This window comes from Ensifer sp. 2TAB8, from assembly GCF_052115125.1.
GTDB lineage: Bacteria > Pseudomonadota > Alphaproteobacteria > Rhizobiales > Rhizobiaceae > Ensifer.
On the sequence record NZ_JBFRGB010000001.1, the window covers coordinates 729856 to 748267 of the forward strand.

Below are 18412 nucleotides of genomic sequence, written 5' to 3' on the forward strand. Positions count from 1 at the left end.
CATCACCAAGGCAAAATCCTCGACGCAATGCCGCCTCGCTCGGGATCTACCTGCACAGAATCCGGATCGGTGTAAGTCACCCAGGGAACAATTTGGCAATCCTGCGGGGATCGGCGCGCGCCGGCGGTGACGACAGCCGCAGCCGAYATTCGAGGCCGCCAAAAACAACACCCGCGGCACCATGACGACGCCGCGGGCTCAGGGAAACATGCTTTCAAGTGCTGCATGCTTTTACTCTTGGTCGGCAACAACCCAAGGAAACATGCCGTCGCGGAACGAGCCGCCGATCAGAACTCCTGCCAGTCGTCCTTCGCGACCGCCGCAGCGGAACCGCCGCCGCCAAAGGCGCGGGCGACGTTGCCCATCATCCGACGGGCCGGCGATTCGACCGGGCGGGTGGTTTCACGCGCCACGACCACCGGTCTTGCCGCGATATTGTCCACCTTGAAGTAGGCAATCAGGTTGGCAAGGTTGTTGGCTTCTGCGGAGAGCTTGTGGGTGGCGGCATTCGCCTCTTCAACCATCGCCGCGTTCTGCTGGGTCACCTGGTCCATCTGGTTGACCGCGGTGCTCACTTCGCTAAGACCCGTCGACTGCTCGCGCGCCGCCGTGGCGATCGAGTGGATATGATCGTTGATCTTCAAGACGCGGTCCTCGATCTCACCGAGGGCCGAACCGGTTTCCTGCACCAGCCGGACGCCGGTCGCCACTTCGCTGCCCGACTTCGAGATCAGCGACTTGATGTCCTTGGCAGCACTTGCCGCACGCTGCGCCAGCTCGCGCACTTCCTGGGCGACGACGGCAAAACCCTTGCCCGCATCACCGGCACGTGCCGCCTCGACGCCGGCATTCAGCGCCAGCAGGTTGGTCTGGAAGGCGATTTCGTCGATCACGTTGGTGATCTGGCCGATCTCGCTCGAGGCCTGCTCAATGCGGCCCATGGCATCGACGGCATTGCGCACGACGGCCGCAGATTGCGCCGCACTGTGTTTGGCCTCGTTGACCATGACGGTCGCTTCCTGCGCCCGCTCGGTCGAGCTCTTGACCGCGACTGTGATCTGGTCGAGTGCGGCAGATGTCTCCTCAAGGGCGGCCGCCTGCTGCTCGGTGCGCTTCGACAGATCGTCGGCAGCGGCCCGCAGCTCGGACGAGTTGCCGTTGATCGTGTCGGTCGTCACGCGGACTTCGCGCAGCGTCTTCTGCAGGGTCGACAGCGTCTCGTTGACGTTCTTCTGCAACTCGGCGAAGGCGCCCTGGAAATGACCGCTCATGCTCTGGGTGAGGTCACCACCGGCCAGGCTCGCGACAACCCGACGGGTCTCGGCGATACCGGCATCGACGCTGCCGACCAGTTCGTTGACGCTGGCGGCGAACCGGTTGAGGTCTTCGTTCTCATAGTCCTTGCCGATACGCTTGGTGAAATCGCCGGCGGCCGCAGCCGCCACGACGACACCGATGCTCGACTGGAGGTCGGCGCTCTTTTCACGCAGCACCGCTTCCTGGGCGTTGAGGTCGCGAACGGCAAGGCCGTTCTGCTTGAACACCTGAACGGCCTCGGCCATTTCGCCGATCTCGTCCTTGCGGCCGACAAAAGGCACGTCCGCGGTGAGATCGCCGCCGGCCAGCTGCTTCATCTTGCCGGTCAATTCAAGGATCGGACGGCTCAAATGGTTGGTAGCGATGTAGAATGCCGCTCCAATGCCGGCGATGAGGCCAAGGCCGGCGATGGCGAGAATGGTGATGATCACGCTACGCTCGAAGGTGGCAGTGTCAGCCGTAACGACTTCAAGCGTCTTCAGGTTGATGTCGACGACGCCGTCGATTTGCTCCTGGAAAGCCTTGCGGTTGGCGCGATTGGCGTCGGTATTGCCCTGCTCGTTGGCGGCCTGCGGCGAAACTTCTTCGCCAAGCCGCGCCGTCTCGACGCGGAAGGTCTTGAACTCCGCGGCGCGAGCGACGAGCGTATCGAAAGACGCCTTCGATTCGGCGGGGATCAGCGGCCGCCACTCGGCAAGCAGCGTGTCGATCTTGTCGAGGTTCTTGCGAATGCCCTCGGCGAACGGCTTGGCTTTCTCGATGGTCGGGGCGGCGTAGACACCACGCGATTCCATGACGACCGCGGTCACCAGACGGTTGAGGCGTTCCGCGTTGAAGGCGCGCGCCGCGACATTCTCGTACTGGTGGAATTTCTCGTTGTATTTGCTGACGGCGACCAGCGACATGCCGGTCACCGCAACCGCCAGCACACTCATGATGCCGACGATTAGATTGATCTTACCGCGTATTTTCATCCCGACCTCCACAAGGCCGCGAGACCTGTCCGATTATCGGACATGCCGCCACCCCATTGCACCGGGGCGACCCTAAAATAGGCGTGGTTAATAAAGCTCGTCGCCGCCAGCCGGCATTCTGGGGAGCGCCGATTAGAGTTCTCTTTACCAATCTCGGCTAGATGCCCGCCTTTTTGCGCGTCTGTCCGGGCCTCTTTCGGGGAGGGTTGGTCACTTTTGTGGGCCTGGCATCACTGAATCGCCGGCCGCAATTGACTTTGCGGGAAATTTCCTCTTATAAGCCGCGCACGTCCGGTCAAGCCCTCCTGCCCGCAAGGCGGAGCCGTGTCCGGTAACGTAAACGCTCCTTGCTACACGCAAACCCAAGAAGGGCCGCACACCGCGGTATTAAATAAATGAAGCGTACCTACCAACCGTCCAAGCTTGTTCGCAAGCGTCGTCACGGCTTCCGTTCGCGTATGGCTACCAAGGGTGGCCAGAAGGTCCTCGCAGCCCGCCGGGCTCGTGGCCGCAAGCGTCTTTCGGCTTAAGCCGAAGTTGCCCGAAACCAGTGTCCGGGCACATGACGTCAGATAAAGACAAAACGACTGTCGGGCGGCTGAAAAGCCGTCCGCAGTTTTTGGCCGTTCGGGCAGGAGAAAGCCGTAGAGGCCCGCTGTTTCTCCTCGAAGTGCTCGACCGCAACGATCCGGAAGGCGAAGCCCGCGTCGGCTTCACCGTTACCAAGAAACACGGCAATGCCGTCGAGCGAAACCGGATGCGCCGACGCCTGAAAGAGGCGGTGCGGCTTTCCGCCGGGTTTGCAATGAAACCCGGACACGACTATGTGATTGTCGCGCGACGCGATCTCCTGAATGCCCCCTTCGACGCCTTGACCCGGGGGCTTGGCGAGCGCATCGAAAACAAGCCGAAACAGAAGCGGCCGCCGGCCGGTTCCAGGAAACCATGATGGAAAAAAACCGCAACTATTTCGTGGCGATTGGCCTGTCCGTGCTGATCCTCATTGCCTGGCAGTTCCTTTACGTCAATCCGAAGATGGAAAAGGAACGCATCGCCGCGGAAGCCCTGCAGGCGCAACAGGCGCAGTCGCAGTCGGCAACTCCGACTCCGGCGACGCCGGGCCAGACCCTGCCGGGCGGCGGCGCTATCCCGGGCGCTGGTGAAAACCGCGACCAGGCGATTGCGAAGTCGGCCCGCGTTGCGATCGACACGCCGGCCCTGTCCGGCTCCATCAACCTGACCGGCGCACGCTTCGACGACCTGAAGCTCAAGGAATACCGCGAAACGGTCAATCCGCAGAGCCCGGTCATCACGCTCTTCAGCCCTGCCGAGACGACCGACGGCTACTTCGCCGAACTCGGTTATGTCGGCAGCGATGCGACCGGCAGCGTGCCGGGCCCGCAGACCGTCTGGACGCTTTCGGGTGGCGACAAGCTGACCGCTGCGACCCCGGTGACGCTGACCTTCACCAACGAGAAGGGCGTCACCTTTACCCGCACGGTCTCGGTCGACGACCACTACATGTTCCAGGTGGTCGACAGCATCAAGAACGACACGGCCGAGCCGCTCGCGCTTTCGTCCTATGGTCGTGTGACCCGCTTCAACAAGCCGACGACGCCGAGCGTCTACGTGCTGCATGAAGGCTTCATCGGCGTGCTCGGCGAACACGGCCTGCAGGAACTGAAGTACGGCAAGATCGAGGACGAGAAGTCCGTCGAACCCGGCAAGGCGACCGGCGGCTGGCTCGGCATCACCGACAAGTACTGGGCAGCGGCAATCGTTCCGCCGCAGGCAACGCCGTACGACACGCGCTTCACGCACTTCACCGACGGACGCCCCCGCTACCAGAGCGACTACAAGAGCGACGCCGTGACCGTGGCCCCCGGCCAGACGTCCGAGGTCAAGAACCTCGTCTTCGCCGGCGCCAAGGAAGTTCCCGTCGTCGACAATTATGAAGTGGCCTATTCGATCCCCAACTTCGACAAGCTGATCGACTGGGGCTGGTTCTACTTCATCACCAAGCCGATGTTCAAAATGATGGATTTCTTCTTCCGTCTGTTCGGCAACTTCGGCATCGCGATCCTGATCACCACGATCGTGGTCAAGGGCCTCTTCTTCCCGCTCGCCAACAAGCAGTACGCATCGATGGCGAACATGAAGAAGGTTCAGCCGAAGATGGAGGAACTGAAGAAGAAGTTCGGCGACGACCGCATGGGTCTGCAACAGGCAATGATGCAGCTCTACAAGGAAGAGAAGATCAACCCGCTGGCGGGCTGCTGGCCGATCCTCATCCAGATCCCGGTGTTCTTCGCGCTCTACAAGGTGATCTACATCACCATCGAGATGCGCCATGCGCCGTTCTTCGGCTGGATCCACGACCTTTCGGCGCCGGATCCGACCACGATCGTCAACCTCTTCGGCCTGCTGCCGTTCGATGGCCCGACTTTCCTGCATCTCGGCGTCTGGCCGCTGATCATGGGTGTCACCATGTTCGTGCAGATGCGCATGAACCCGACGCCGCCGGACCCGACCCAGGCGATGCTGTTCACCTGGATGCCCGTCGTCTTCACCTTCATGCTGGCATCGTTCCCGGCCGGCCTCGTGATCTACTGGGCCTGGAACAACACGCTTTCCGTGCTGCAGCAGTCGATCATCATGAAGCGCCAGGGCGTGAAGATCGAACTCTTCGACAACCTGAAGAGCCTGTTTTCGAAGAAACCCAAACCGGCGGAGTGACGCCGGACGGTACGACAATCCCAAAGCCCCGGACCATGGTCCGGGGCTTTTTCGTTTCGGTGCCATCGCGCGACACGCAATGACGTTGACGCGGGCGCGCAGCACGGGCATCAGGCGATATTGAAAACACTGCGCCTCCGCTCCAGGACAATTTGCCATGACCGACCCGTCGGCCACCTCCGCTCCGTTCGCTGCCAACGAGAAGCTTGGCGCCCTGCTCGTCTTCGGCTCTGCCTTCTTCTGGAGTTTCGGCGGGGCCATCGCTCGCTTCCTGGAGATCCCCGACAGCTGGACGATCGTCTTCTGGCGCTGCCTGTTTGCCGGCCTGTTTCTTCTGGCCTTCATGCTGGTGCGCGACGGACCACGCGGCACGCTGGCCCTGTTCAAGGACATGGGCTGGCCTGGCATTGCCGTCGGGCTCTGCTTCACCATCGCCTCGACCTCCTTCATCATCGCCATTTCCTATACGACCATCGCCAATGTCGTGCTGCTTGGCGCCGGCGTGCCGCTGTTTGCTGCTCTGATGAGCTGGGTCCTGTTTCGCGAACGGGTCTCGCGCTTTACCTGGGGCGCGATCACGGCCGTCATCGTCGGCGTCGCGATCATGGTGTCGGAGAGCCTCACGGGCAGTGTTTCGCCGGCCGGTGATGCGCTGGCGCTGCTCATCCCCATCGTCTTCGCGCTGGCGACCGTCATCACCCGCCGCTATCCGCATGTGCGGATGACGCCGGCTACGTGTTTCGGCTGCTTCGCCGCCAGCGCCATTGCGGCAAGCCAATCGTCCGGACTTGCGGTGACCTCAGGCGAGCTCGCCCTGCTCTTCGTCTTTGGCGCCTTCAACCTTGGGCTTGGCATGGCGCTCTTCGTCACCGGAGCCCGGCTTGTACCCTCGGCGCTCGCCGCCCTGCTCGGCACGGCGGAAACCGTGCTCGGTCCGCTCTGGGTCGCGATCATCCACGGTGAAGTGCCGAGCGGCCGGACGATCATCGGCGGCGCCTTCATCTTTCTGGCGCTGCTTGCCTACCTGCTCAACGAGTTCCGGCGGGTGCAAACCATCCCGACACGACCGGTCCGCACGCCGACGCCTTGACATCCACGGCCAAAACCGGGAAGCCATGAGCTTTCTCGATGAAGGACCGACCGCCGATGGCCGAAACCAGAACCAAAGACGACAAGCCGCTGTTCGGCCGGCCGTGGATTTTCATTCGCGGCGTGCCTGCAATGAAGTTCCTTCCGCCCGAGGGCCCGCTGGAGATCGCCTTTGCCGGCCGCTCGAATGTCGGCAAGTCGTCGCTGATCAACGCTCTGGTCGGACACAAGGGACTGGCGAGAACGTCGAACACGCCGGGCCGCACGCAGGAACTCAACTATTTCGTGCCGGACGGCTATTCCGGCGAGGCCGACGACCTGCCACCTATGGCGCTCGTTGACATGCCCGGTTACGGCTATGCCCAGGCGCCGAAGGAACAGGTCGACGCCTGGACCAAGCTGGTGTTCGATTATCTGCGCGGCCGCTCGACGCTGAAGCGCGTCTATGTGCTGATCGACTCCCGCCACGGCATCAAGAAGAACGATGAAGACGTGCTCGCACTGCTCGACAAGGCGGCTGTCTCCTACCAGATCGTCCTGACCAAGACCGACAAGATCAAGGCAGCCGGCGTGCCGAGGCTGATCGCCGAGACGCTCGAGAAGATCAAGAAGCACCCGGCGGCCTTCCCGGAGGTTCTCTCGACATCTTCGGAAAAGGGCGACGGCATCGAGCACTTGCGCGCCGCGATCAACACGGCGATCACGCGCTAGGGTAATTCCGGCTTTCGTTCGAAGCGCGGCCCGAGTTGCGCGCTCCCGACAAGACCGATCACCTCAAAGTCTTTGATCTCTGTCACTACCCCGACATGCAATCCGCTCTATCTCTGCGTTGCGTCCAGTTCGGTGGCGTGGCCAGAGATAGGAGAGAGACATGTCCGATTTGATCGTTGTCGGGTTCGATTCCCCCGAGGAAGCCGATAAGGTTCTGGTCCGGCTTGCCGGGCTGAAGAAGGAATACCTGATCGACCTTGAGGACGCGGTCGTCGTCGTGCGCGACACGGAAGGCAAGGTTCATCTGAAGCAGAGCCTGAACCTGACCGCCGTCGGCGCGACGTCCGGGCTGCTCTCCGGTTCGATCTGGGGCGGGCTCGTCGGCCTTCTCTTCCTCAACCCGCTGGCAGGCTTTGCGATCGGCGGCGCCCTCGGCGCCGGTGCCGGCGCTCTCTCCGGCTCGCTGGCCGACTACGGCATCGACGACGAGTTCATAAAATCGCTCGGCAACACCATCCCGAACAATTCCTCGGCGCTGTTCATCCTCGTGCGCAAGGTACAGCCCGAGAAGGTGCTCGCCGAATTCCCGGACCTGCGTGGCCGTGTCCTGAAGACGTCGCTTTCGCCAGAGCAGGAGCAGAAGCTGCAAGCGGCACTCTCCGGTGCCGCGGCAGCCTCGCCGCCGGCCGGGTCGTTCTAAGCCCCGGGCAACACCGGATGCAAGGCGCTCCAGCCGGCAGTGGCTAGCTTGATTTGGCCGCCAGTACGAAGGCAAGCGCCAGGCCATTGATGCAATGGCGCTTGCCGGTCGGTGGCGGGCCGTCGTCGAAGATATGGCCCAGGTGTCCGCCGCAGCGGCGGCAATGGCACTCCGTGCGGGTCATGAGCAGGGACGTATCATCTCGCGTCGCCACGGCACCGGGCAGCGACTGCCAGAAGCTCGGCCAGCCTGTGCCGCTGTCATACTTCGCCTCGGACGAATAGAGCGGAAGCGCACAGCCGGCGCATCGAAAGACACCCTTGCGCTTTTCGTGATTGAGGGCGCTGGTGAAGGGGCGCTCCGTGTCCTCGTGCCGCAGGATCCGATACTGGTCCTCCGTCAGGATCGCCCGCCACTCCGCATCTGTCTTGACGATCTCGAAGGTCTGTGTCGCGCTCGCCCGGGCAAAAGGAGCAAGGCCGCGGATTGCCGCGGCTGCGGCGAACGCGGTACCTGCCATCAAGAACACACGCCTGCTGATCATGGAACCTCCTTCGGCCCCTGTGATCGAGATCAGAACTTTCGCGCCTTGCCGAGTGCAATAAACGGCCCGGTCGGCTGCCCGGTCGGCGATCCTCCAGAGGCCTCGACGCTGACAGCGAAGACCGAACCGGCGGACATTCGTTGCTGGTACAGGGAGGGCACGGCGATTTCGCCCTCACCCGTCTGCGGCAGCACGCCAAGTGAGATCGCAGGATTGCTGCCGTTGACCAGCCAGAGTTCAAGGGACTTCTGCTCGGGCTGGACGGTAGCGATCGGCGTCACTTTCAGATGACCCGTAACCCGATCGAAACGGGCGACGAGATCGATCGCGCCGTTGGCCTTGCCTGATAATTCGGCCACCAGCGACGCCTTAGTCGTCGGCGCGTCGAATAGGCCGGCCATGGATGCGCCGATCACCGTCAGCGTTGCGAGCGAAGCCAGCGCGAGACCGCGCCACAGCGGCAGCGAACGCCAAAGTCCTCCGCGCGGCGGCCCCATTGGTGCGGGTCGCGACTGTTCAAGAAACCGCCGCTCGCTGGCGGAAAGCATTCGGGGCGGCGGTGCAAGCACCTCGTAGGCTTCATTGAAGGAAGACAGGTTGCTCTGCCAACGGTCGACCATGGCGGCAAAGTTGCGATCGGAGACAAGGCGAGCCTCGACCTTGCGGCGATCATCGGCGGACAGAACGCCAAGAACATATTCCCCGGCGATCACTTCGTCGCGGCGGAAATCCCGGCCCTCTGGGGTTGGTGCTGTCATCGCTCCCTACGCTCTCGTACCTTCATGAGGCTACGCCTCAACCAAGACCGCATCGTGTTCAGCGGCGACGAAGACTCCTCCGGTTCCCGGTGAAAAAGACCTTCGCCACACAGTGTTGCGGTCCTTCAAGCTCCTCCATGCAGGCATCGATCCACCTGCCCCTTGCGCTTGAAAACCGCCAATTTTTCCGGATCCGCAGCAGGATCAGACAAATCGCGGGCTTCGTCAATCACGTTCCCTGCTGGTTTACACCTGTCGGCAAGGTAGGGCACGATGCGCCGAGCACCAGCCCTGTCATTCCGGCTTTATCTTGCTCGCCGATCATTCCATCGGTCCGGAACTTGCGCTAAACAGCAGCCGGTATTTTTCGAGGGTCCGCCATGTCCGCCAATGAAAGTGAAATCCAGGCACGCCTGCTCACCCAGGCCCTGCCTTACATGCAGCGCTACGAGAACAAGACGATCGTCGTCAAATATGGCGGCCACGCCATGGGCAACAGCGAGCTTGGGCGCGCCTTTGCCAGCGACATCGCGCTTCTGAAACAGTCCGGCGTCAACCCGATCGTCGTGCACGGCGGCGGCCCGCAGATCGGCGCGATGCTGACGAAGATGGGTATCGAATCGAAGTTCGAAGGCGGCCTGCGCGTCACCGACGAAAAGACGGTCGAGATCGTCGAGATGGTTCTCGCGGGCTCGATCAACAAGGAGATCGTGGCGCTCATCAACCAGACGGGCGAATGGGCGATCGGCCTTTGCGGCAAGGACGGCAACATGGTCTTCGCCGAAAAGGCGCGCAAGACCATCAAGGATCCGGATAGCAACATCGAGCGCGTGCTCGATCTCGGCTTCGTCGGCGAAGTGGTCGAAGTCGACCGCACGCTGATCGACCTGCTCGCCCGCTCGGAGATGATCCCGGTCATCGCGCCGGTGGCGCCCGGTCGTGACGGCCACACCTACAACATCAACGCCGACACCTTCGCCGGTGCCATCGCCGGTGCGCTCAACGCCACGCGCCTCCTGTTTCTGACCGACGTTCCGGGCGTTCTCGACAAGCAGGGCAACCTGATCAAGGAACTTTCGGTTTCCCAGGCCCACGCGCTGATCGCCGACGGCACCATTTCCGGCGGCATGATCCCGAAGGTCGAGACCTGCATCGACGCGATCAAGGCCGGCGTGCAGGGCGTCGTCATCCTCAACGGCAAGACGGCGCACTCGGTGCTGCTCGAAATCTTCACCGAACGCGGCGCCGGCACGCTGATCGTGCCCTGATGACGCGATCACTCCATCGCTTCAGCGAGCGATGGAGTGATCCAGCACCATGCAGTTCATGCCTAGCAATTCCGGGGCGCGGAAGCTTCCGTTCCCGGAACTCCTCTAGGCGGTGGCCATTTTCTTCGGGCGCGGTCTGTGCGGCGGCAGCATGCTTTCTTCTTCCGCCTCCTGTGGCGCTCCCCAGAATGCCTGAAGTGAAGGCCCGGCATAGAGATGGCGGCGTCGGAACATGAACTCGTAGAGTTCATGGAGCCAGACCCTCCGCCCCATGCGGGTATACCAGCGCATGGAGTGGCGCTGCTGACGGTCACGATGAAGGAAGATACGCGCCAACACTTTCGGCCGCGCCTGGATCGCAACCTCGATCAGCTTGACGCAGCAGAATAGCACCGCCGGATGCAGGTGCTTCATTTTCAGCACCTGATGCTTGTAATCCCACTTCCGAATGTCGGGTTCAATAACCGTCCGGTCCTTCGCCAGGCCGAAAAACGGCGTCCACCGGTGCGGCGTCACATACAGGGCCTGGATCTGGTCCGGATCATAGGAAAGCAGCTGTCGGAGGCCTCGCCACAGATCCCTCAGGCGCTCCTCCTCGAGGCCGACGACCCATGTCGCCATCGACAGGATATCGTGCTTGCGCAGAAGGGCGATCGCCTGCCGATCGCTGGTGACGGTTCCGCCTTTCTTGATCAGCTTCAGGGTCGCGCCATCGGTGTTCTCGATTCCGAGTAACCAACTGACGACTCCGGCTTTGCGGTAGAGATGCAAGATATCGGCGTCGCGCACGATATCGTCGGCGCGTGTCGAGCCCACGATCTGCACCGGTACGTTTTCGGCGATCATCGCGTTCAGAAATGCAAGCCAAGCCTTGGGTGACGAGGTCGGGTTTTCGTCGGCAAGATTGATCAGTTCAACGCCCTGTTCGCGATGAAGGCGCGCGATTTCCTTCGCGAAGGCAACCGGGTCGCGGTGACGCCAGCGTGTCCAGAAGCCACGCTGGCCACAGTAATTGCAAAGATGGGGGCACCCGCGCGAGAACTGCAAGACAACGGCTCGCTTTCCGCCCCAATAGCTGTAGTCCTGGTGATCGATCAATTCCCAACCGATGCGGTAAGCGTCGAGGTCCGCGATCGCCTCTGCAGGCCGGTTGGCAACAGGCATGCCATCGTCTTCACGATAGGCAATGCCGGGAACCTCGCTGAACGATCCTGAGGAGGACAAGGCACGAACGAGCCGCCGTACGGTCTCTTCGCCCTCGCCCCGCACGACGTAATCGAAGACATCCGCTTCACTCAGAACGTCACGCCAATGGTACGTCGGGAAGACCCCGCCATAAACAATCCGAACCGACGGCATGGCTGCCTTGATCTCTCTGGCGATGCGGCTGGCAGTCGGATGCGCGGATGTCGAGCCGGAATGACCGATCAGAACGAGTTCCGGCCGATCTGCGAGCACCCGTTCGAGAATTTGGGCAAAGCTCAACGGCCCGAATTCGCAATCGATCAGCCGCACCTCGTGGCCATCGTCGATCAGCGGCCCACCAACCGCGAGGAGGCCAAGCGGTGGAAGATGGTCGTCGGGAATGCGACTCCCGATCGCCGTATGCGGTGGATTGAGAAGGACAATCTTCATAGGGTGTCTCTATGTCCGGAGGGCCCCAACCAGAGACACGATAAAACTGAAGATTGCGGAAATTTCGCTTCCAGGCTGTGGCCGAAACCGTACGATTTCGCGGTAAGATGGCGCGCCATGCTCCGCACGGCACGCCCAGCCCTGGGCTCTAGCGAGGCGAATAGATCTCCGTCGCCGCGGCTTTCAGCTTTTCCATCATCGCCCGGTAGGGGCCAGGACCATAACTGATGCGCGCGACGCCGGCGCGGGCGAGTGACTTCAGGTCGGGTGCGGCCGGGCGCATCATGATGTTGACCGGCAGGTTCGAGGCGGCGCAGACCTTGGCGATCAGACCCTCATCAACCAGCCACGGCACGAAGAAACCGTTGGCACCGGCTTCGGCAAAGGCCCTGCCGCGTCCGATCGCCTCGTCGACAAGGCCAGCGTGCCGCGTCTCATCACCTTCCTGTAGGAACAGGTCGGTACGGGCGTTGATGAACAGCGGGATGCCGCGACGGTCGGCCATTTCGCGTATCGCACGGATGCGCGCCGCCTGTTTTTCGACGGCATGCACCCCGCCCTTGCCGACCACCTGGTCCTCGAAGTTGATGCCGATGGCGCCGACGTCGAGGATGCGGGAGACGTTGGCAGCGCCCGTTGCCGGGTCTTCGGAGTAGGCGCCTTCGAAATCGACGGAAACGGGCAGCTCCGTCGAGGCAACGATCAGCCGCGAGACATCGGCGAGCCAAGCCATTGGTACCTTCTCGCCATCGCCGAACCCATGGGCAGCGGCAACCGACCAGCTTCCGGTGGCAAGCGCCTTGGCACCGGCTTCAGCCACCGCCTTGGCGCTGCCGGCGTCCCAGATGTTGTAGAGCACCACCGGATCGCCCTTCCGATGCAGAGCAGCAAAGGCGAGCGCCTTTTCCTTCTGGTTCATTGCATTTCCTCCACGAACAGGCTGACAGGTTTCGCTTTCGCCTCGTGCCGGAGTAGCCACTGTTTCCGCCAGAGCCCACCACCGTAACCCGTCAGGGAACCGTCCGAGCCCAGGCAACGGTGGCAGGGAATGACAATGGCAATCCGGTTGGAGCCGTTGGCCTTGGCCACGGCACGTGCGGACTGGATCGTAGCGACCTCGCGGGCAATGTCACCATAGGAACGTGTTCCGCCGACGGGAATTTTCACAAGCTTCGCCCAGACGTTGCGCTCAAAAGGCGTGCCGCCGGGCGCGAGCGGCGTCTGGAACCCGCCCGTCCCGCCTGCGAAATAGGCCGTTAGCTCGCTTTCGATCTGGTCGATCGGCGCCGTCCTGCCGGGGATGATGGCCGAGCGCGTCGCGCGCTTCAGCGCCTCCAGTTCCGCCGGCAGCGCCTTGCGTTCATGGAACTCCAGCAAATAGAGATGTGTCGCGTCGGCAACCGCGACCATCGGCCCGAGCGGCGTTTCGATCCAATCGGAGAAAAGCAGGGCCCTTCCCTGAGCCGCCGCCGGCGCGTCACCGAGCAGGCGCTGGAAGGCGGCCCGAAAGCCGCTCGGCGATTGGTATCCCGCTTCGAGCTGGGCATCGATCACCCGGCCGCCATCGGCAAGTTGGCGGGCAGCGAGCCCCAGGCGACGATGGCGCGCAAGGTCGAGGAAGGTGATGCCCAGGCTGCGCTTGAAAGCGCGCCGGACCGTCGAAGGATCAAGCCCGCGGCGCACGAGATCGCCTTCGCTCCAGCGGCGTTCCGGTGCTGCCTCCAGCGCCCGCAGGAGATCCTCGACGAGCGGGTCCTTGGTGCGGATGGAAGCCAACGGCCGGCAGCGCTGGCACGGGCGGAATCCCGTCTCCAGGCAGGTGCCGATCGAGCCGACGAAGATCGTGTTCTCCCGCTTCGGCTTACGGGCTGGGCAGGACAGGCGGCAGAAGACGCCTGTCGTCTTGACGCAGACGAAGGCGGCGCCCTCGTACTCTGTGCTTCGCGCAATCAAGGCGTCGTAGAGCGTTTCGTCGGAAGGAAGATCGAACAACATGCTGGCGGTTCTACCATGCCCGCATTCGCAAGGGCGCCGGTTTTCGGGCGTCTATTTTCAGATCAGGACGAGCATCACCACGCCAAGAACGATCAACAGGCAGCCGAAGAGCTCCAACCGGTTGATCCATTCGCGGAAGATGAAGAAGGACGAGGCGAAGGTGAAGAGCATTTCCACCTGGGCCACGACCTTGACCACGGCCGCCTGCTGCAGCGTCATCGCCATGAACCAGCCGAAGGAAGCAGAGGCCCCGACGAAGCCGACGATGAAGGCCGGTTTCCAGGCAGCCGCGATACGCGGCAGCTCGTCACGCTCGCGAAGCACGATCCAGATGAGCATAACGATAGTCTGCAGAAGGATGACGAAACCGAGCGTATAGCTCGCCTGCATCACGTAGTCCGGCGCCGGTAGGCTCGGCGCCAGCGCCAGCGAGGCCGAACGGTAGGAGACGGCCGAAAGACCGAAGAAGGTGCCGGATAACAGACCGATACCAGCCGTGCGCGAGAATACGGAGGTCACCAGCGTGCGCGGGCTCAGGGTGGTGCGCGCCACCGAGATCAGCATGACGCCGACGACCGAGATGGCGATTGCCACCAACGTGCCCTCGCTTGCCTTCTCCCCGAGGAAGATCAGCCCGAAAAGGGCCGCCTGAGCCGGCTCGGTACGCGAATACGCCGTGCCCACGGCGAAGTTGCGGAAGGAGAAGAGATGGACGAGCAGGAAGGTCGCGGCGATCTGCGCCAGCCCGCCGATGACGGCCCAGAGGAAGAAGGTGCCGTTTGGCACCGGTAGCGGACGGCCCGCCACCTGCCAGAGCAGGAACAGATAAAGGAAGGCGAAAGGCAGGCCGAAGCCGAAGCGCACGAAGGTCGCGCCCGTCGTGCCCATGACGCCTTTCAGGTGTTTCTGCATGGCGGAGCGGACATTCTGAAGGAATGCCGCGGCGACGGTGATGAGGACCCAGGTTTCCATGGCTGCGAGCGAGAGCAATTCAGGAAGAGTGTGAAACGGTCAGTCACCTGAAATTACATAATTTCAGGGAGTTGGATCGCTTCACTGTTTCAAGGAAGATCAAGCCATCTAGCACACAGGTCCGGCTATTGCCAAGAACTCCGGATCTTGGCGTTTCAGTCCGCCTTCTCTGCAGCCTCCACCGGAGTATTGACCGGCTTGAGAGTGAGCGACGGCCCTTCTTCTTCGAAGGTCTTCACCCGCTGATCATAGTGCGGTGAGATCGTGCCGAGCACGCGGTCCCAGAAGGAGAAATAGTTGCCGTAGTTGTAACGGAACGCGGAATGATGCTGGTCGTGGAAAGTCGTGCACAGCAGGGGCGACGGATAACGCGCCGTCGACGCGGCGAAATACTCGAAGCCGCAATGCCCGAACATGCCGTTGAAATGCTCGAACAGCCGGTGCCCGATGAGGATCGCGGGCGGGAACGGAACAAGGAAGACGATGACCGCCGAATAGCTCTGCAGCAGGAAGTTGTCGAAGACATCCTCCGAATAGGTGCTCCAGATCGTCGGCGCGACGCTTTTGTGGTGCAGGGCGTGCAACGGATAGAGCCACCTGGTGTGCAGCAACCGGTGCATGAAATAGAACCAGGTGTCGTAGAGGAACATGCAGAGCACGAAGAGCGGCACCGCGGCCCACCAGCTGAGGGCCCAGGGGGCCGGTGCCCAGGCCTTGTGCTGGGCGTAGAGGCCTATCGTCAGCGGCAGGCAGGCGCTGAACATCGATGCGAGGCTCTGGCGGATTTCAGCGTTGCGGCGCTTGTCGGAACTGCGCCCCTTCTGGATCTTTCGCTCTGGATTGCGTTGGTTGAACCAGGTCAGGCCGTAGCCGAGGGCAAAGTAGGTGACGACGGTGAACGCATAGAATCCAAACAGGAACAGCAGATAGAAACGTTCGTCCGACATTGGCGCCTGCATCCTTGATGCCAAAACCGCGGGCCGAAGATGCCACGCCGGTTTAGCAATTCAAAGTGGAATTCTTTGCACCAGCATTGCGGCTCGAGCAGCGATTTGCATTTTCTCGTTTGCCGCCACCGTTCCCCATGTCATAAGGCGGCATGAAAAAGCTCGACCGCCTGCCGACCCATTCCGACTTCGCCCACGTCACCGACTGGGTGTTCGACCTCGACAACACGCTCTATCCGCATCACGTCAACCTGTTCGCGCAGATCGACCGCAACATGACGGCCTATGTGGCGAAACTGCTGTCGCTGGACCCGGCGGACGCAAAGAAGCTGCAGAAGGACTACTACCGCGACCACGGAACGACGCTGAAGGGACTGATGGTCCACCATGGCATCGATCCGAATGAATTCCTCGAGCAGGCGCATGCGATCGACTACAGCATCGTGCCGCCGGATCCGGCGCTCGGCGAAGCCATCAAGTCGCTGCCCGGCCGCAAGTTCATCTTCACCAATGGCAGCGTCGCCCATGCGGAGATGACTGCGCGGGCGCTCGGCATCCTCGACCACTTCAACGACATCTTCGACATCGTCGCTGCCGATTTCGTACCGAAGCCGGCCGGCGAAACCTATGACAAGTTCATGAGCCTGCACCGGGTCGACACCCGCAACGCCGTGATGTTCGAGGACCTGCCCCGCAATCTCCTGGTGCCGAAGGCGCTGGGCATGAAGACAGTGCTGCTCGTGCCGCGCAATCTCGAATACACCTTTGCCGAATCCTGGGAGAAGTCGAACGACACCGACGAGCAGATCGACTACGTGACGGAAGATCTCACCAGCTTCCTGCGCCGTCTGGTCACCGGCCTCTAGGTCACGATCATTTGGGTCGGATCGACCCAAAATCGCTTCTCACAAGTTCGAGCGGGATACCGGCGGGCGGACGACCGCAAGCACATTTCCGACCCGCCCCGACACAATTTGGCCGCTGAAAAACCCCTTTTCGGCCAATGACTTAAATTACAAAAGTTTAACTGGTGCGGCGCGCGGCTCCGTCTATCCTTTCGATCAGGGACAACCCGATCGAAAGGAAGCATGATGCCGAAAAAGACCCTGATCCTCGGTGTGACCGCACTGGCCGTAGCCGTCACCGGAATGGCCGCCCCGTCCTTTGCAGCGCGCGAGAAGCTGACGCCCGAGCAGCGCGGCGAACGCATGATCCAGCGGCTCGACACCAACAAGGACCAGAAGGTCAGCCTGGACGAGTTCCAGGCGCGTGTCGCCGCCAATTTCAAGACCTTCGACACCAATGGTGACGGCCAGATCAGCGCCGACGAGATGAAGGCGAAACGCGAAGCCTTCCGCGAGGCGCGCAAAGCCTGGCGCGAAGCCAAGGACAAGAGCGGCACCGACCGCGAGGCAGCACTTGCCAAGCTGAAGGAAGTTCACCCCGGCATGCTGCCGGGTCTCCGGCCGAAAGCCTTCAAGCGTGTCGACACCGACGGTAACGGGTCCTTGAGCGCGAACGAAGTTTCGAGCGCCGCGGAGACGATGTTCAAGCGGCGTGACAAGAACGGCGACGGCGTCATCGATGCCGCCGATTTCACCAAGAAGATCTAAACCCGGATGACGACGCGCTCTCCCGCCCGGTGGAGCGTGTCGTCTGCGTGGCGCCTCCCCCTCGCATCGGACGCGATCGCCAGGGGGAGGCGTGAATTCCCAGAAACCAATCCTCCCAAAAAGACAATGCCGCGCGCCAGCTAGGCGCGCGGCATTGTCTTTTCATCTGACGAAGAGGGCCTGATCGGGCCGCGAACGCTAACGTCGTCCGTTCGCCATCGGCACCGACTTTGGGTCGACAGTTTCGTAGAAGCGGGAAATGATCTCCCAGGCCTCATCCGCCGTATCGACGAACTGTACCAGGTCAACGTCGTTGGGCGCGATCGTGCCGAACTCGGCAAGTGCGTCGAAGTTGACGATCGAGCGCCAGAATTTCTCGCCGAACAGAATGAGCGGTACCAGCGCCAGGCGGCCGGTCTGCATCAGCGTCATCGTTTCGAAGAGTTCATCAAGCGTACCGAAGCCACCGGGGAAAACGGTGACGGCCTTGGCGCGCAAGAGGAAGTGCATCTTGCGGATGGCGAAGTAGTGGAAGTTGAACGACAGTTCCGGCGTCACGAAACGGTTCGGCGCCTGCTCATGCGGCAGCACGATATTGAGACCGATCGACGGGGCGCCGACGTCGTCGGCACCGCGGTTGCCCGCCTCCATCACACCCGGTCCACCGCCGGTGACGACGACATATTCCTTGTGACCCAGCTTGGCCGAGTGTTCCGAGCAGATTCGTGCGAACTTGCGCGCTTCCTCGTAATAGACCGAGGCCGCCTCCAGGTTCTTGCGCTGCGTCTCATTCTTTGCCGCCCAGGCATCGCCGCCGGGCTCCGGAATGCGGGCGCCGCCGAACATGACCACGGTCGAGTTGATGCCGCGTTCTTCGAGCATCATTTCGGTCTTCAGCAGCTCAAGCTGCAGGCGGATCGGGCGCAGCTCCTCGCGGCACAGGAAATCGTCGTCGATATAGGCGAGGCGATAGGAGGGCGAGGCCGATTGCGGCGTAACCGGAACCGTCTGCGCGCGCTGGCGGCTCTGCGTGCTGTCGGCCAGCGGATCCCAGACCCCATCCTTGCGGCGCAGCGCGCGTTTCTTCATACGTGCCATAGTGTCGTCTTTCCCGTCGCGTTCCGGACAATCTGCATCTCGTCCGGACGCGTCC

At 62.2% G+C, this 18412-nt stretch carries 18 protein-coding genes; 9 read left to right on the forward strand and 9 right to left on the reverse strand.

All coding sequences use genetic code 11. From position 1 onward, the window contains the following. Positions 1-287: 287 nt before the first annotated feature. Entirely contained in the window at positions 288-2291 is a 2004-nt protein-coding gene (locus tag AB4Z53_RS03625) for a methyl-accepting chemotaxis protein (RefSeq protein WP_291148553.1), read from the reverse strand. 395 nt (positions 2292-2686) lie between these two features. Here AB4Z53_RS03625 and rpmH point away from each other — a divergent pair, with 395 nt between their 5' ends. The 6 genes from rpmH to AB4Z53_RS03655 all read left to right on the forward strand — a co-directional run bounded on the left by rpmH (position 2687) and on the right by AB4Z53_RS03655 (position 7527). After that, entirely contained in the window at positions 2687-2821 is a 135-nt protein-coding gene (gene rpmH, locus AB4Z53_RS03630) for a 50S ribosomal protein L34 (protein WP_077962533.1), read from the forward strand. 20 nt (positions 2822-2841) lie between these two features. Continuing rightward, on the forward strand, positions 2842-3240 hold the full coding sequence (gene rnpA / locus AB4Z53_RS03635; RefSeq protein ID WP_057248057.1) for a ribonuclease P protein component: 399 nt from the start codon (positions 2842-2844) through the stop codon (positions 3238-3240). Continuing rightward, positions 3240-5027 (forward strand): membrane protein insertase YidC, encoded by a 1788-nt coding sequence (gene yidC, locus AB4Z53_RS03640; protein WP_291148543.1) that lies wholly within the window; start codon positions 3240-3242, stop codon positions 5025-5027. The genes rnpA and yidC overlap by 1 nt, the downstream gene beginning before the upstream one ends. Positions 5028-5184: 157 nt before the next feature. Then, positions 5185-6117, forward strand: coding sequence for a DMT family transporter (locus tag AB4Z53_RS03645; protein ID WP_223726298.1), 933 nt, complete (start codon positions 5185-5187; stop codon positions 6115-6117). Positions 6118-6173: 56 nt separating this feature from the next. Then, positions 6174-6827 (forward strand): ribosome biogenesis GTP-binding protein YihA/YsxC, encoded by a 654-nt coding sequence (gene yihA, locus AB4Z53_RS03650; protein WP_441594746.1) that lies wholly within the window; start codon positions 6174-6176, stop codon positions 6825-6827. Between the two features lie 160 nt (positions 6828-6987). Continuing rightward, positions 6988-7527 carry a DUF1269 domain-containing protein gene (locus AB4Z53_RS03655; protein ID WP_223726297.1) on the forward strand — a complete coding sequence of 180 codons (540 nt, stop codon included), beginning with the start codon at positions 6988-6990 and terminating at the stop codon, positions 7525-7527. 43 nt (positions 7528-7570) lie between these two features. Here the strand turns inward: AB4Z53_RS03655 and msrB are convergent, their stop codons facing one another. Both msrB and AB4Z53_RS03665 read right to left on the reverse strand, forming a co-directional pair. After that, positions 7571-8071 (reverse strand): peptide-methionine (R)-S-oxide reductase MsrB, encoded by a 501-nt coding sequence (gene msrB, locus AB4Z53_RS03660; RefSeq protein WP_441594749.1) that lies wholly within the window; start codon positions 8069-8071, stop codon positions 7571-7573. A 29-nt stretch (positions 8072-8100) separates the two neighbouring features. Next, positions 8101-8829: an anti-sigma factor gene (locus tag AB4Z53_RS03665; protein WP_223726295.1), complete on the reverse strand. Its 729-nt coding sequence runs from the start codon at positions 8827-8829 to the stop codon at positions 8101-8103. A gap of 380 nt (positions 8830-9209) precedes the next feature. Between AB4Z53_RS03665 and argB the strand changes: the two genes are divergently transcribed. Beyond that, positions 9210-10097 (forward strand): acetylglutamate kinase, encoded by an 888-nt coding sequence (gene argB, locus AB4Z53_RS03670; RefSeq protein ID WP_043616836.1) that lies wholly within the window; start codon positions 9210-9212, stop codon positions 10095-10097. Positions 10098-10202: 105 nt separating this feature from the next. Here argB and bchE read toward each other — a convergent pair whose 3' ends face one another. The 5 genes from bchE to AB4Z53_RS03695 all read right to left on the reverse strand — a co-directional run bounded on the left by bchE (position 10203) and on the right by AB4Z53_RS03695 (position 15646). Beyond that, positions 10203-11732, reverse strand: coding sequence for a magnesium-protoporphyrin IX monomethyl ester anaerobic oxidative cyclase (gene bchE, locus AB4Z53_RS03675; protein ID WP_291148528.1), 1530 nt, complete (start codon positions 11730-11732; stop codon positions 10203-10205). A gap of 148 nt (positions 11733-11880) precedes the next feature. Then, complete coding sequence (locus AB4Z53_RS03680; RefSeq protein WP_113536584.1) at positions 11881-12651, reverse strand: isocitrate lyase/PEP mutase family protein; 771 nt, start codon at positions 12649-12651, stop codon at positions 11881-11883. Next, complete coding sequence (locus AB4Z53_RS03685) at positions 12648-13727, reverse strand: bifunctional transcriptional activator/DNA repair enzyme AdaA (RefSeq protein ID WP_113536585.1); 1080 nt, start codon at positions 13725-13727, stop codon at positions 12648-12650. Before AB4Z53_RS03685 ends, AB4Z53_RS03680 begins: the two co-directional genes overlap by 4 nt. Before the next feature lie 57 nt (positions 13728-13784). After that, positions 13785-14699, reverse strand: coding sequence for a DMT family transporter (locus AB4Z53_RS03690; protein WP_113536586.1), 915 nt, complete (start codon positions 14697-14699; stop codon positions 13785-13787). 155 nt (positions 14700-14854) lie between these two features. Beyond that, positions 14855-15646 (reverse strand): sterol desaturase family protein, encoded by a 792-nt coding sequence (locus tag AB4Z53_RS03695; RefSeq protein WP_113536587.1) that lies wholly within the window; start codon positions 15644-15646, stop codon positions 14855-14857. Between the two features lie 152 nt (positions 15647-15798). On the opposite strand from AB4Z53_RS03695, the gene AB4Z53_RS03700 reads away from it, so the two are divergent. After that, positions 15799-16512 carry a pyrimidine 5'-nucleotidase gene (locus tag AB4Z53_RS03700; protein ID WP_113536588.1) on the forward strand — a complete coding sequence of 238 codons (714 nt, stop codon included), beginning with the start codon at positions 15799-15801 and terminating at the stop codon, positions 16510-16512. Positions 16513-16737: 225 nt separating this feature from the next. After that, on the forward strand, positions 16738-17259 hold the full coding sequence (locus AB4Z53_RS03705; RefSeq protein WP_291148516.1) for an EF-hand domain-containing protein: 522 nt from the start codon (positions 16738-16740) through the stop codon (positions 17257-17259). A gap of 198 nt (positions 17260-17457) precedes the next feature. Here the strand turns inward: AB4Z53_RS03705 and AB4Z53_RS03710 are convergent, their stop codons facing one another. Next, entirely contained in the window at positions 17458-18357 is a 900-nt protein-coding gene (locus AB4Z53_RS03710; protein ID WP_113536590.1) for an LOG family protein, read from the reverse strand. Positions 18358-18412 lie beyond the last annotated feature (55 nt).